The organism is Streptomyces sp. NPDC002809 (genome assembly GCF_040295435.1).
In the GTDB taxonomy this organism is placed as follows: Bacteria; Actinomycetota; Actinomycetes; order Streptomycetales; family Streptomycetaceae; genus Streptomyces.
On sequence record NZ_JBEOVJ010000005.1, the window covers coordinates 167,265 to 179,772 of the forward strand.

Here is a 12,508-nt window from a genome sequence, read left to right on the forward strand (position 1 = left end):
GCCACTCTCCTCGTGCGCCCGGGCTGCGCCCGGCCGGGCGAGCGGGCGGAGGACCGGGTTCGGCCACTTCGCCCGGGCTGGCGTCCTGTCAGTCGTTGCTGCCGTTCCGGCTCACATGTGCCGCGATGCGCGCGATCGTCCGGGCGTTGTCCTCGAACAAGTGCGCCTGCATACCCGCCGCTTCGGCGGCCTCCACATTGACCGCGACGTCATCGACGAAGAGGCAGCTCTCCGGCTCCACCCCCAGGGCGGCGCAGGTCGCCTCGAAGGCGCGTGGGTCCGGCTTCTCGATGCCGATTTCGTGGGAGTAGACGATCTGCTCGACCAGTTCGTCGAATCGGTACAGCTCAGTCTCCCGCTCCCGGGCCCCGACGAAGCTGTTGCTCAGGATGCCCAGCCTGCACTTTCCGTGGAGTCCTCGCACATACGCGATGAGTTCCTCGTTGGGGGTGCCCAGGTATTCCGTCCAGAGGCCGGCCATGAAGGCGTCGACCTGGGGCGCGTCGAGCCGCAAGCGGGCTGCCAGTTGCTCGTGGACGTCTCGTTCGGTGACGCTCCCGAGACTGCCGGCCTGCCATACGTCGTGCATCCGTTCGTGCACCGTGCCCGGAGGCAACCCCTGACGGGTTTCCCACTGTTGCACCCACCCCGTCTCCGGTGTGAACTCCAGCACGCCGCCGATGTCGAGGACGACGCAGGGCTCGGTCGTCGTCATCACTGTCATTCTTCGAACTCCCGTCGCTCTGAGGATCGCGGCTCGGCTCAGCGGGTCTTCGGCCGGTCGAACCACATCGTCGCCACCGCCGGCACGAGGCCGGCCCAGAAGAGCACCAGCGGGACCGTGCGTTCCGTCCAGGGGATCTGGGTGATCAGCAGCGCACAGAGCATGGCCCACGCGGCCTGCCCCAGGACGACCCGGGACCAGGTGAAACGCCGGATGAGCGAGTGCAGGTTGACCCGGATGCCGGCGCGCAGGCGCCGGTACCGCAGCAGCGCGCCCAGGGCCCAGATGGCCGCCATGGGGACGAGGTCCCACAGCCGCTGGCCGACAACCAGTGGCAGCTCCCGCCGGGTCTCCCCGTCCGTCGCGAACAGGTCGATGCCCACGGCGGCGAGGGCCAGACAGAGCAGGGCCAGCCAGCGGACGCCGCGCAGCAGGCGGTAGGAAGCCGCGTCCAGGCCGCGCTGCATCGGCGCGGAACCGGGGGCGGTGGCCAGTGCGTCCGCGTAGAGGGTGGCGGCCTCCTTCGCCTTGACGCCGGGGGCGGTCGCCGCCTTCTTCGTCCGTCGCGCCAGGGCGAGTTCGTGCTGCGGGTCGAGCCGGAGGATGGCCTCGTCCATCCGGTCGGCGACGCTCCGGTCGGCCGACATGTCGGCGATGAGCCACGCCACCTCGTAGGCGTACACCTTCTCGGGGCCCAGCCGAATGGCCTCCTGGGCGATGAGGTCGGCCTCCCGCAGGGCGGCCTGCAGGTCCTCGCGCCGGATCTCGCCGCCGTTGCCCTGTCCGGACCGGACCGCCCGGATGCGCCACAGCCAGTCGGCGAGACGCGCGTAACCGAACCAGTAGTCGGGGGCCAGACGGATCACTTCCCGGAGCACGCCCTCGGTCTCCGGGAAACGGCCTCCCACGCGGAGGGCGCGCGCATGCATGAGAAGCGCCCCGATGTCCTCGGCGTTCAGGGCGAGAGCCCGCTCGGTCGCCTCCAGCGCCTTCGCGCCGTCCTCCTTGTCCTCGACATGGCTCCGGGCGAGTTCGACCCAGGCCCGGATGTCCTCGGGGTCCTCCGCGAGCCGTCTGGCCAGCAGCTCCCTGGCCTCCTCGAACCGCTTGAGATCGTTGAGCAGATCGGCCCGCTCCACGGCGGGGTGCAGGGTCGTGGTCACAGCTTGCGCCTCTTCTTCAGGTACGCCACCAGGTCGTCGTACATGCCGCCCTCGTTGGCGAACATCGCCACGTTGCGCGCGGAGGCGAACCACGGTTCGGCGGACGGCGCGACATCCTTCGCGGCGGCCACCAGGTCCTTCATGCCGATCATCCGTACGGTTCCGGTGCGCACCGAGTCCAGCAGTGCCCGCTCGGCCGCCGACTCGCAGACATGAGCCAGGTCCGCGCCGGACAGACCGTCGGTGATCTTGACGAGCTTGCCCAGGTCGACGTTCTCGATGGGCCGGTCCCGCAGGTGGTAGCGGAGGATCGCCTCCCGGGCGGGGCCGTCGGGCGGAAGGACGAGGATCGTCCTGTCGAGGCGGCCGGGCCGGCGCAGGGCGTTGTCCACGTCCCAGGGCACGTTGGTGGCGGCCAGGACGAACACGCCCTCGTTCGCAGCCGAGTCGATGCCGTCCAGCTCGCTGAGCAGCTGGTTGACCACGTTGCGCATGCCGCCGTGGGCGGTACGGCTGCGCTTGGCGCCGAGGGCGTCCAGCTCGTCGAGGAAGACCACGCAGGGCGCCTTTCGGCGCGCGGTCTCGAAGACCTCGTGCATGTTGCGCTCGGAGTTGCCGATCCACATGTCGAGCACGTCGTTCACGGACACGGACAGGAAGGCGGCGCCGAGTTCACCGGCCACCGCCCGCGCGATGAACGTCTTGCCGCAGCCGGGCGGGCCGTACAGCAACAGCCCGCCGCGCAGGCTCTTGCCGTACAGCTTGCGCAGCTCGGGGTTGCGCAGCGGGGCGAGGAAGGCGGCCTCCATGCGGTCCTTCACGTCCTGCATGCCGCCGACGTCCGCCAGCCGTACGGTGCCGGGCTCCTCCACGTCCCACGCGTCGGCGTCCGCGGAGTCGTCCTGGCCATCCGCGCGGACCGGCGTCTCGGCGAACCGCGGCGGTACTGCGTCCCCGACCTGGTCCTCGGCGGCCTTCCAGTCGAACCCGGTGCGCGGGCGCGGAGGTTGCTCCGGGGACGGGGACGGGGACGGGGCGGGGAGCTGTTCCGGGGACGGGGACGGAGGTGAGGCCGGGGACGGAGGTGGGGCCGGTGCCGGGGCCGACGCGGGGGCCGGGGCCGGTGCACCCATCGCCCGGGCCATCAGGGCTCGGGCCTGGGCGTCGCCCGGCGCGTGCTGAAGGGCCACGGCCGCCTCGGCGACGGCCGCCTCGGACCGGTCCTCATCCAGCAGGAGTTCGGCCAGGTGGAGCCGCAGGGGTACATCGGCAGGTGCGGCGGCGACCGCGGTACGCAGACTCTGTATGAGAGGGGAGTCATCCGGCATGATCCACAGCCTAACGTCGCCGTACGACACCTCAGGAGGTCCTCGCGTCCACGTGGACGCGGCTACAGCGGGTTGGCCCGCAGCCATCCAAGTACCTGTTGGGCGTGGGTGTTCGGCGGGAAGACCGGATAGAAGACGTGCTCGATCCGGGCGTCACGGACGACGAGGGTGATGCGTTTGTAGAGGCGCACCCCGCCGACGTCGAACGTCGGAAGCCCGAGCATCGCGGACAGGCGGAAGCGGGTGTCGGAGACCATCGGGAACGGCAGTCGCAGGCGGTCCACGACCTCCTTCTGGTAGGCGGTGTCCTGGCTGGACAGGCCGAACACGTGGGTCGCTCCGGCGGTTTCGAGGTCGTCGTGGTGGTCGCGGAAGTCGCATGCCTCGCTGGTGCAGCCCCTGGCTCCCGGAATGCTGTTCCAGCCTTCGGGGAGGTCGGTGTCGGGGCGTCCGGTGAGCGGGTAGCAGTAGACGATCGACCGCCCCTCCCCCAGCGCGCGCAGCGAGACGGCACCGCCCGCGGTGTCGGGCAGCTCGATGTCCGGCAACGCCCGCCCCGGGAGGTGCGCGGCCGCCCCGTCGTCCTCGGGGACGGGGAGGTTTGCGGGAAGACCGGCCAGGTGACTCGCAGCGTTCACGGTGTTCCCTTCGGCGCCGGATCCGTCGGCAACGGTGTTGCGGTGGGCGGCCTCGTGCAGGTGCCGGGACAGTACGGATCGGCGTGCCGTGAGTTCCTCGATCCGCAGGGTCAGGTCGTCGATGGCGTCGCGGTAGCCGGCCAGGGAGGACGGGCAGTCGTCCACGTGGTCCCGGCCTTTGGTCAGGCATTCGAGGAAGGGGCGCGTTCGCTCGACCGGAATCCCCAGGCGGTTCAGCTCCCGGGCTTCGCGCACCAGGCGGGCGTCGTGTTCGGAGTAGTCCCGGTAGCCGTTGGCGAGCCGGGCGGGGGCCACCAGCCCCAGCGACTCGTAGTAGCGGACTGTCTTCGTCGTCACACCCGCGCGCCGCGCGACTTCGCTGATCCTCATGGTGCGACGACCGTAAACCCTTCCCCCGGGGGCAACGTCAAGCCCTGTCGGGTGGGGTCGTCGGCCGGCCCTGGGCGGCGGGTTCCTCGTCGCGATGCCTCCGTCCGCGGCGGGAACCACGCGGCACGTGTCCGCGTCCGTCCAGACACTCGCAAGATCACCGATGCAGACAGAGGATCTCGCCCCGATGACTGGAACAGCCACCCGCTATCTCTACCTCACACGGCACGGAGAGGCTTCACCGGACGAGAGCGAGCTGACCGGCATCGGCCGCCGGCAAGCCGTCCTGTTGGGTGAGCGGCTCCGTCGCAGCCCGCTCACGGCCATCCACCACGGGCCGCTCCCCCGGGCGACCCGGACCGCTCAGCTGATCCGCGAGCAGCTCGACGGCGTACCCCTGCACGTGTCCGAGGCGGCAGGGGACTACATCCCCTACCTGCCCCAACGACACGAGCTTCCCCCTGAGCCGGCCGACGCCATGCTCGGCCGGCTGGCCCAGTTCCCGGCCGAAGAGCGTGAACAGGGCCCGGAGTTGGCCCGGTCAGCCCTCGCCCGGTTCACGGGTCCCGTGGCCGGTGACGAGCCCCGCCATGAGCTGGTCGTGACGCACAACTTCCTCGTCGGCTGGCTCGTCCGAGCCGCCCTCGACGCTCCGAAGTGGCGCTGGATGGGGCTCTATCACGCCAACGCCGCCCTGACCGTCATCAAGTACGAACCCGGCCGGCCCGCCGTCGTGCTCCTCTACAACGACACCGGGCATCTGCCCGCAGAGCTTCGCTCGACGGCGTTCCCACCCGACCTCCGTATCTGAGGGCAGGACGGACAGGACAAGACAGGGCAGGACACGGAACGGCGCGGCACCGCACGGCGATTGAAGGACTCCGTCAGAGCTCGGCCGTGAAGTCGATTGTGCTCCGCCCGTCCCTGGATCCCCCTGCGGGGGAGACCGGTACGGGGCAACGGGCGTCGCCTATCGGCGCTGCCGACGTCCGCCCACGATCGTGAGCACGATGAGACCCACCCCGACCAGGGCGGTGACGATTCCCGTCAGAAGGAAGCCGGACGACGACGAACCCATCTGGGAAAGCAGAATCATCAGAACACCGAGGATGACCAGCATGGCCATATGCCGGGTATATCGCGACAGTTGGTTGATCACCGACGTGGGTCCTTAACCTTGGGGGACAATGCCGCGCGACAGTAGCAGTCAAGGACCGGTCGGTACGGCTTCGCTCACGCCATGATGCCGAGCCGAGATCCGCGTCCGAATTCCGGTGATCAATTCAGGCAGTCGGTTCCGAGGATCGATGACAGTGGTGGGTTCCGTCGGTGGGTTCCGTCGGTCGGTTCCGGTGATCGCTTCCGGTGGTCGGTTCCAGGTAATTCGCTCAGGGTTCCGTTTCCCTCCCGGTACACCCGAGGTGCCCCGCCAGGTTCCACCACTGGAGAATCGCCACCCTGACCGCCTCTTCGCCTCTTCGCCGCTGCCTGCCGTTTCGCCTCTGCCCTGCCGTACCGGGAGCTCCGTGTCCGATCACCTGACGGCCGTCCTGGCCATGCTCGGCCCGGCCGAGAACCGCTACGCCGACCCGGGCGCCTGGGACCGGCTCCATTCGGAACTCGGTATCCGGCTGCCCGCCGACTACCGGGTCCTCGTCGACGCGTACGCGCCGATCGAGCTCAACGACAACTTGTACCTGCCCCATCCGGCGACCGGCCGATGGAACCTAGGGGAGTGGATCCAGGAGACGGTCCGGAGCTGTTCCGAGATCCCCTGGGAGCAGCTCCATCTCGAAGCCGACGAGGACCCCCGGCCCCTCGTCGCGCCGAGGGCGCTGGGCTTCGGTACCGCCGACGGGCTCTGGCCGCTGGCGAGGGCCGACGACGACACGCTCTTCCTCGACGCCGGATCCACCACTCCCCGGCTTCTCGTCGAGGACGAGAACCGGATCTGGACCGAGTACCGCATGGGTTTCGCCGAATGGCTCCGCCGCTACCTGAACGGCGAGGAGATGACGGGCCCGTGGAGCGCCACGCCTGATCCCGGACCGGTGAAGTTGCGGCGGCTCCCGATGTCCCGAACCGAGCGGCCCGAGCCGTGGTGGGGGCCCGACCGGGGGCGCTGAGGGCTGTCCCGTCCGGTGGTCAGGGTGCCGCGTCGTAGCCCGTCCGTGCCGCCAGGACCTCGTCCATGTTCTGTTCCGCCCACGCCTTGATCGTCTGCATCACCGGGACCAGGCTCCTGCCGAGGGGCGTCAGCGCGTAGTCGACACGGACCGGCACCGACGGAGTGACGGTGCGGGTGACCAGGCCGTCCCGTTCGAGGGCGCGCAGGCTCTGGGTGAGCATCTTCTGACTCACGCTCGCGAGGGTCCGGGCCAGATCGGAGTAGCGCTGCGGCCCGTCGGCGAGCGCGTTGACTATCAGGCTGACCCACTTGTTGCTGATCCGGTCCAGCAGGTGCCTCGCGGGGCACTCGGCGAGGTAGGCGTCGTAGGCGGCACGGGCGCCGTGCGCCTCGGATGGCGTGGTTGTCGTCGACATGGCGCACCTTCCGTGCGTTGGGCACCTTGAAGTGCCTTCTTCCTTATGGAGAGTAGCTCTCCATAAGGTCGTGAACACCAAGGGAGCCGAACGGAAGGAGTCGCGCATGCGCGCGGTCGTGGTGAGAGCGGTGGGCGGACCCGAGGCCCTGGAGGTGGCGGAGGTCCCGGTGCCGGTGCCCGGTGTCGGTCAGGTGCGTGTACGTGTCGAGGCCGCGGCCTTGAACCCGGTGGATGCCGCGACGCGTTCCGGGGACCTCGTCACGGCCGGGCTGATGGCCCCGCGGGAGGTCATCGGCGTCGGGTGGGACGTCGCCGGGCACATCGATGAAGTGGGTGCGGGTACGGGGGTGTTCGCGCCCGGGGACCGCGTGATCGGGTTGCGGGACCGGCTGGACGTCTCCCTGGGCACCCATGCCGAGTTCGTCGTGCTGGACGCGTCCGCCGTCGCGCCCGCCCCCGACCGGCTGTCCTCCGTCGAGGCTGCGACCCTCCCCCTCAACGGCCTTACCGCCCTCCAGTCCCTGGACCTGCTCGATCCGAAGCCGGGCGCGACCCTGCTGGTGACGGGCGCGGCGGGGGCGGTCGGCGGGTACGCGGTGGAGCTGGCCGCCCTGCGCGGGGTGCGGGTGGTGGCGAGTGCCGCGGCGGAGGACGAGGCGTTCGTCCGAAGTGCGGGCGCCCGGTGGTTCGTTCCGCGGTCGGCCGATCTCGCCGACGCCGTGCGCGGCCTGGTTCCCGGCGGCGTGGACGCCGCCCTGGATGCCGCCGTCGTCGGGCCGCCCGCGCTCGGAGCCGTACGCAACCGCGGCGCCTTCGTCTCCGTCGTCGCCGGTGCCGCGCCCCTCCCGCTCCGCGGGATCCGTGTGCACGAGCAGTGGGTCGCGGCCGACGGTGCCGCCCTCGGCCGGCTCTCCTCACTGGCCGGGACCGGGCAGCTCACCCTGCGCGTCGCCGGGACGGTGCCCCTCCAGGAGACGGTCCGGGCCCACTACCGGCTGGCCGAGGGCGGACTTCGGGGGCGGCTGGTCCTCGTGCCCTGAAGCCCGTTTGGTGTGCGGCCCGCCCGGGCCGCACACCAAACCGTGAGCCCACGGGGCGGCGCCCGAATACGTGGCGGGACATACCTGCGAGGGAGCCGACCGGCGAGAGCGCCGACCCACGAGGGAGCCGACCCACGAGGGAGCCCGCCCCGGCACCACGGGGCGCCACCGAGGCAGCACCGACGGCAGCGGCGCATCGCCCCCAACTTCCGTACACGACCACGGAATCGGACACACGCGACCGCACTCCTCCGCATCCGACCCTGTCCGATCTCTTGACGTGCCCCTGACTGAATGGCTTCATGGGAGCGCGCAAACGTGGGAGCGCTCCCACGAAGCCGATGAACGTCTGTCGATGCTCAGTTCCTGATCCCTCCACCCCCTGGAGCCGCAGTGAGAACAGCACGGAGCACAGCGAGAAGCGCAAGGCACAAGAGTCCCGTCACCGTCCTCCTGACCGTCCTGGCCACCCTCATCGGGCTCCTCGCCCTCGGCGGTCTCGCCCCGGCACAGGCGGCCGGTGCCGCCGCGACCGGGCTGCACATCAGCGACGGCCGCCTGGTCGAGGGCAACGGCAACGACTTCGTCATGCGCGGGGTCAACCACGCCCACACCTGGTACCCCGGCGAGACCCAGTCACTGGCCGACATCAAGGCGACGGGCGCCAACACCGTCCGCGTCGTTCTCTCCGACGGCTTCCGCTGGAGCAGGAACAGCCCCGCCGACGTGGCCGCCGTCATCGCCCAGTGCAAGGCCAACCGGCTCATCTGCGTACTCGAGGTGCACGACACCACGGGGTACGGAGAGGACTCCGCCGCCGGCACGCTGGATCACGCCGCCGACTACTGGATCAGCCTGAAGGACGTCCTCGCCGGCCAGGAGGACTACGTCGTCATCAACATCGGCAACGAGCCCTGGGGCAACACCGACCCCGCCGGCTGGACCGCACCCACGACCGCCGCGATCCAGAAGCTGCGCGGCGCCGGGTTCGCGCACACGATCATGGTGGACGCGCCCAACTGGGGCCAGGACTGGCAGGGCGTCATGCGGGACAACGCCCAGGCGGTGTACGACGCCGACACCACCGGCAACCTGATCTTCTCGATCCACATGTACAGCGTCTACAACACCGCCCAGAAGGTCACCGACTACCTCCACGCCTTCGTGGACGCCGGACTGCCCCTGCTCATCGGTGAGTTCGGTGGTCCGGCCGACCAGTACGGCGACCCCGACGAGGACACCATGATGGCCACCGCCGAGGAGCTGAAGCTCGGCTACATCGCCTGGTCCTGGAGCGGCAACACCGACCCGATCCTCGACCTGACGATCGGCTTCGACCCCACACAGCTCAGTTCGTGGGGTGAGCGCATCTTCCACGGCACCAACGGCATCGCCCAGACCTCGCACGAGGCCACCGTCTACGGCGGCGGCACCTCCGAGGACACCGAGGCCCCGACCGCGCCCGGCACCCCGGCCGCCTCCTCGGTGACCGCCACCTCTGCCTCGCTGACCTGGGCCGCGGCCTCCGACAACGTTGCCGTGGCCGGCTACGACGTCGTCCGCGTCAACGGCGGCTCGGAGACGACCGTCGCCGCCTCCACCACCAACAGCGTCGCCGTCACCGGTCTCACCGCCGACACCGCGTACACGTTCGCCGTGTACGCCCGCGACGCGGCAGGGAACCGTTCGGCACGCTCGGCGACGGTGGGCGTCACCACGGCCGAGGGCGGCACCACGCCGGGCGTCGGCTGCTCCGTCGGCTACCGCGTCGTCAACGAGTGGTCGGGCGGCTTCCAGGGGGAGATCACCATCCGCAACACCGGCACCACCACCATCGACGGCTGGACGCTGGGCTTCGCCTTCGCCAACGGCCAGACCGTCACCAACATGTGGGGCGGAATCCCCACGCAGACCGGTGGTTCGGTGAGCGTCGCCCCCGCGTCGTACACCTCCACGATCGCCGCGAACGGCTCGGTCACCGTCGGCTTCACCGGCAGCCGGAGCGGTACGAACGCGGCCCCGTCCGCGTTCACCCTCAGCGGCGCCACCTGCGCCACGGCCTGACGCCGCGCCGTGACAAGGACACCGCAGCGCCGGAGCGCGTAGCGCCGACCGGCCGGGGCCATCGCCTCGGCCGGTCGGCGTGCTGTGTCCACGGGGTGCGGGGGTACGGGTGTCCGGGTACGGGTATGCGTTCGCGCAAGCGGCCCTGTTCGGCCGCCACATTTCGCGGAGCTCACCCGGGTCAGTCGGTGACGGCGGCGGCGGTCGTGGCGCGCTCGTACGTGAGGAACGCCGCCCCGCTGCCGAGGACGGTGTGATCCGCCAGTGTCCAGGCGGTCGGGTCGAACGTGGCCTTGTGGGAGAAGAGGGGAATGCCCGCGCCGATGGTCATCGGGCTGAGCTTCACGATCAGGGTGTCGATCTCGGAGTACAGGGAACCGGCCAGCTCGCCGCCGCCGACCAGCCAGATGTCCTTGCCCTCCTCCTGCTTCAGCTCCCGCACCCGCGCCACCGGATCGGTGGCGACGATCTCCACCGCGGGGTCGGGGCTCTCGCCCAGCGTGCGGGAGAACACGAGGTGCCGCAGGTGCGGGTAGGCGTCGGTGACGCCGGCCGCGATGCCGATCCCGTAGGACCGCCGGCCTTCGAGGACCGTGTCGAAGTGCGTGCCCTCCGCCGTGATCGAGAGCGCGGCCCGGGCCGGTCCCGGCAGGGTCTCCGGGTACTCGGCGATCATGTGCCCGATGTAGTCCTCGGGTACCGGCCAGAATCCGTCCGGTCCCGTGGGGTCGGCACCGTCCGGGCCGGCGATGAAGCCGTCGAGGCTGGAGGCGATGTAGTACACGAGCTTGCGCACGAAGGGCCTTCCGTCCGTTGACCGGCCGCCGCTGCGCCGGCGACCGTCGGATCATGATCAAGCAGGCGTTCCCGCCGTGCAACGGGAATCGTCGCTTCCGCGCGGGGTGGTGGACATGCGCCCAGCACCTGCGCGATCCCCCGTCCTCTCGATGCACCCTGGGATCAGGAGGGCTCGCGCCGCCCTCCCGAGGCCGCGTCCAGCGCCGGGGCGATCACCGCGAAGGCGCGGTCGAGCAGCTCGGCCGGGGACTCCTTGCCGTCGCCGGCGCTCCAGCGATGCAGTACGGCGTCGAAGGCGTTGAGCGCCATGCCCGCGGCCATCTCCGGATAGAGGTCCGCCGCGGCGTCGGTCCCCGGACGCCGCGCCACCTCCCGTGCCAGGTCGTCGCGCCACTGCGCCTGGCGCTCCAGGAAGCGGGCGTGCAGGGCCGGGGTTCCGAGGATCAGCCGTACGACGCGCAGCGCCCGGTCCCCGTGGTCGGCGCATTCGCCGAGGGGGACCCATACGGCACGGAGCAGTGCGACGGACGGCCGCTCCTCGTCAGGGCGCGCGGCCAGCTCGGCGCGGATGCCGGTGCCCATGTCGGCCAGGAACTGGACGACCACGTCCTCCTTGGACGCGAAGTAGCGGAAGAACGTCCGCTTGGACACGCCCGCGGCCGTCGCGATCTCGTCGATCGTGACGGCGTCGAATCCCTTCAGCGCCAGCAACTGCAGTGCCGATTCGGTCAGTTCGTCGGACACGAGCTGACGCTTGCGCTGGGCCATGGTCACTACGGGGCGGCTGCTCACCCCCTCACGGTACTCCATGCCCTGAATGGCATTGAGTGCCATGTTGACACTTGGTGCCAGCAAGGGCAGTCTGTGCCGCATGACTCCGCAGCGACGCTGGACCTCCGAGCAGATCCCGGACCAGACCGGGCGCGTGTTCGTCGTCACCGGGGCCAACAGCGGCCTCGGCCTGGCCACCACCCGGGCGCTCGCCCGCCGGGGCGGGCACGTGATCCTTGCCGTACGCGACGAGGACAAGGGCCGTCGCGCGGTCGCGGAGATCACCGCCGGGCAGCCGGACGCGCGCCTCGAGGTGCGCCGCCTCGACCTGGCAGACCTCGACTCCGTACGGGACTTCGCCGACCGGCTGCACGCCGACCGCGCACGGCTGGACGTGCTCGTCAACAACGCCGGCGTGATGGCTCCGCCCCGGTCCCTGAGCCCGCAGGGCCACGAATCGCAGTTCGCGTCCAACCACCTCGGCCACTTCGCCCTCACCGGGCGGCTCCTCGGTCTTCTGTCGGCAGGGCGCGACCCCCGTGTCGTCACGGTGAGTTCGGCCAATCACCGCAAGGCCCGGCTCTTCTTCGACGACATCACGGGCGAACGCCGTTACTCGCCGATGGGCTACTACAACCAGTCCAAGCTCGCCAACGCCGTCTTCGGCCACGAACTCCACCGTCGGCTGACCGCAGTCGGCAGCCCGGTGCGCAGCGTGCTCGCCCACCCCGGCTACACCGCGACCAATCTGCAGTCCGACGGGCCCGTAGCCCTGGTGAGGGTGTTGTTCGGGCGCGTCCTCACGCCGCTCGCGCAGCGACCGGACCGGGGCGCGCTGCCGCAGTTGTACGCGGCGACCGAACCGGGAGCGCAGAGCGGCGAGTTCATCGGACCGGACGGCATGGCGGAACTGCGCGGCGCACCGACGCGAGTGGAGCTGTCAGCCGGGGCGGCCGACGCCGGGACCGGGCAGCGGCTCTGGGAACTGTCGGAGGAGGCCACGGGCGTACGGTTCACGTTCCTCACGCCCCTCTGAACCAACCACC

At 70.6% G+C, this 12,508-nt stretch carries 13 protein-coding genes; 5 read left to right on the forward strand and 8 right to left on the reverse strand.

All coding sequences use genetic code 11. The features are described from left to right. Positions 1-88: 88 nt before the first annotated feature. The 4 genes from ABT025_RS05470 to ABT025_RS05485 form a co-directional block, all read right to left on the reverse strand. The gene (locus ABT025_RS05470) at positions 89-715 is read right to left on the reverse strand and encodes an HAD-IA family hydrolase (RefSeq protein WP_350990126.1); all 627 of its coding nucleotides are present in this window, start codon (positions 713-715) and stop codon (positions 89-91) included. Positions 716-762: 47 nt separating this feature from the next. Further along, a complete protein-coding gene (locus ABT025_RS05475) occupies positions 763-1,887 on the reverse strand; it encodes a tetratricopeptide repeat protein (RefSeq protein WP_350990128.1) in 1,125 nt (374 codons plus the stop codon). Further along, on the reverse strand, positions 1,884-3,215 hold the full coding sequence (locus ABT025_RS05480) for an ATP-binding protein (RefSeq protein ID WP_350990130.1): 1,332 nt from the start codon (positions 3,213-3,215) through the stop codon (positions 1,884-1,886). Before ABT025_RS05480 ends, ABT025_RS05475 begins: the two co-directional genes overlap by 4 nt. 62 nt (positions 3,216-3,277) lie before the next feature. After that, positions 3,278-4,243: a MerR family DNA-binding transcriptional regulator gene (locus ABT025_RS05485; RefSeq protein ID WP_350990132.1), complete on the reverse strand. Its 966-nt coding sequence runs from the start codon at positions 4,241-4,243 to the stop codon at positions 3,278-3,280. 187 nt (positions 4,244-4,430) lie between these two features. On the opposite strand from ABT025_RS05485, the gene ABT025_RS05490 reads away from it, so the two are divergent. Further along, complete coding sequence (locus tag ABT025_RS05490) at positions 4,431-5,054, forward strand: histidine phosphatase family protein (protein WP_350990134.1); 624 nt, start codon at positions 4,431-4,433, stop codon at positions 5,052-5,054. Between the two features lie 159 nt (positions 5,055-5,213). On the opposite strand, the gene ABT025_RS05495 is transcribed toward ABT025_RS05490, so the two are convergent. Beyond that, on the reverse strand, positions 5,214-5,402 hold the full coding sequence (locus ABT025_RS05495; protein ID WP_350990136.1) for a hypothetical protein: 189 nt from the start codon (positions 5,400-5,402) through the stop codon (positions 5,214-5,216). Between the two features lie 367 nt (positions 5,403-5,769). On the opposite strand from ABT025_RS05495, the gene ABT025_RS05500 reads away from it, so the two are divergent. Continuing rightward, positions 5,770-6,369 carry an SMI1/KNR4 family protein gene (locus ABT025_RS05500; protein WP_350990138.1) on the forward strand — a complete coding sequence of 200 codons (600 nt, stop codon included), beginning with the start codon at positions 5,770-5,772 and terminating at the stop codon, positions 6,367-6,369. A 19-nt stretch (positions 6,370-6,388) separates the two neighbouring features. Here the strand turns inward: ABT025_RS05500 and ABT025_RS05505 are convergent, their stop codons facing one another. Then, positions 6,389-6,787 carry a winged helix-turn-helix transcriptional regulator gene (locus ABT025_RS05505; RefSeq protein WP_350990140.1) on the reverse strand — a complete coding sequence of 133 codons (399 nt, stop codon included), beginning with the start codon at positions 6,785-6,787 and terminating at the stop codon, positions 6,389-6,391. Between the two features lie 106 nt (positions 6,788-6,893). Here ABT025_RS05505 and ABT025_RS05510 point away from each other — a divergent pair, with 106 nt between their 5' ends. Both ABT025_RS05510 and ABT025_RS05515 read left to right on the forward strand, forming a co-directional pair. Continuing rightward, positions 6,894-7,829, forward strand: coding sequence for an NADP-dependent oxidoreductase (locus ABT025_RS05510; protein ID WP_350990209.1), 936 nt, complete (start codon positions 6,894-6,896; stop codon positions 7,827-7,829). A 393-nt stretch (positions 7,830-8,222) separates the two neighbouring features. Continuing rightward, a complete protein-coding gene (locus tag ABT025_RS05515) occupies positions 8,223-9,893 on the forward strand; it encodes a cellulase family glycosylhydrolase (RefSeq protein WP_350990142.1) in 1,671 nt (556 codons plus the stop codon). Between the two features lie 181 nt (positions 9,894-10,074). Here ABT025_RS05515 and ABT025_RS05520 read toward each other — a convergent pair whose 3' ends face one another. Both ABT025_RS05520 and ABT025_RS05525 read right to left on the reverse strand, forming a co-directional pair. Then, positions 10,075-10,689 (reverse strand): dihydrofolate reductase family protein, encoded by a 615-nt coding sequence (locus ABT025_RS05520; protein WP_350990144.1) that lies wholly within the window; start codon positions 10,687-10,689, stop codon positions 10,075-10,077. A gap of 164 nt (positions 10,690-10,853) precedes the next feature. After that, positions 10,854-11,501 carry a TetR family transcriptional regulator gene (locus ABT025_RS05525; RefSeq protein WP_350990211.1) on the reverse strand — a complete coding sequence of 216 codons (648 nt, stop codon included), beginning with the start codon at positions 11,499-11,501 and terminating at the stop codon, positions 10,854-10,856. A 61-nt stretch (positions 11,502-11,562) separates the two neighbouring features. On the opposite strand from ABT025_RS05525, the gene ABT025_RS05530 reads away from it, so the two are divergent. Beyond that, on the forward strand, positions 11,563-12,498 hold the full coding sequence (locus ABT025_RS05530) for an oxidoreductase (protein WP_350990146.1): 936 nt from the start codon (positions 11,563-11,565) through the stop codon (positions 12,496-12,498). Positions 12,499-12,508 lie beyond the last annotated feature (10 nt).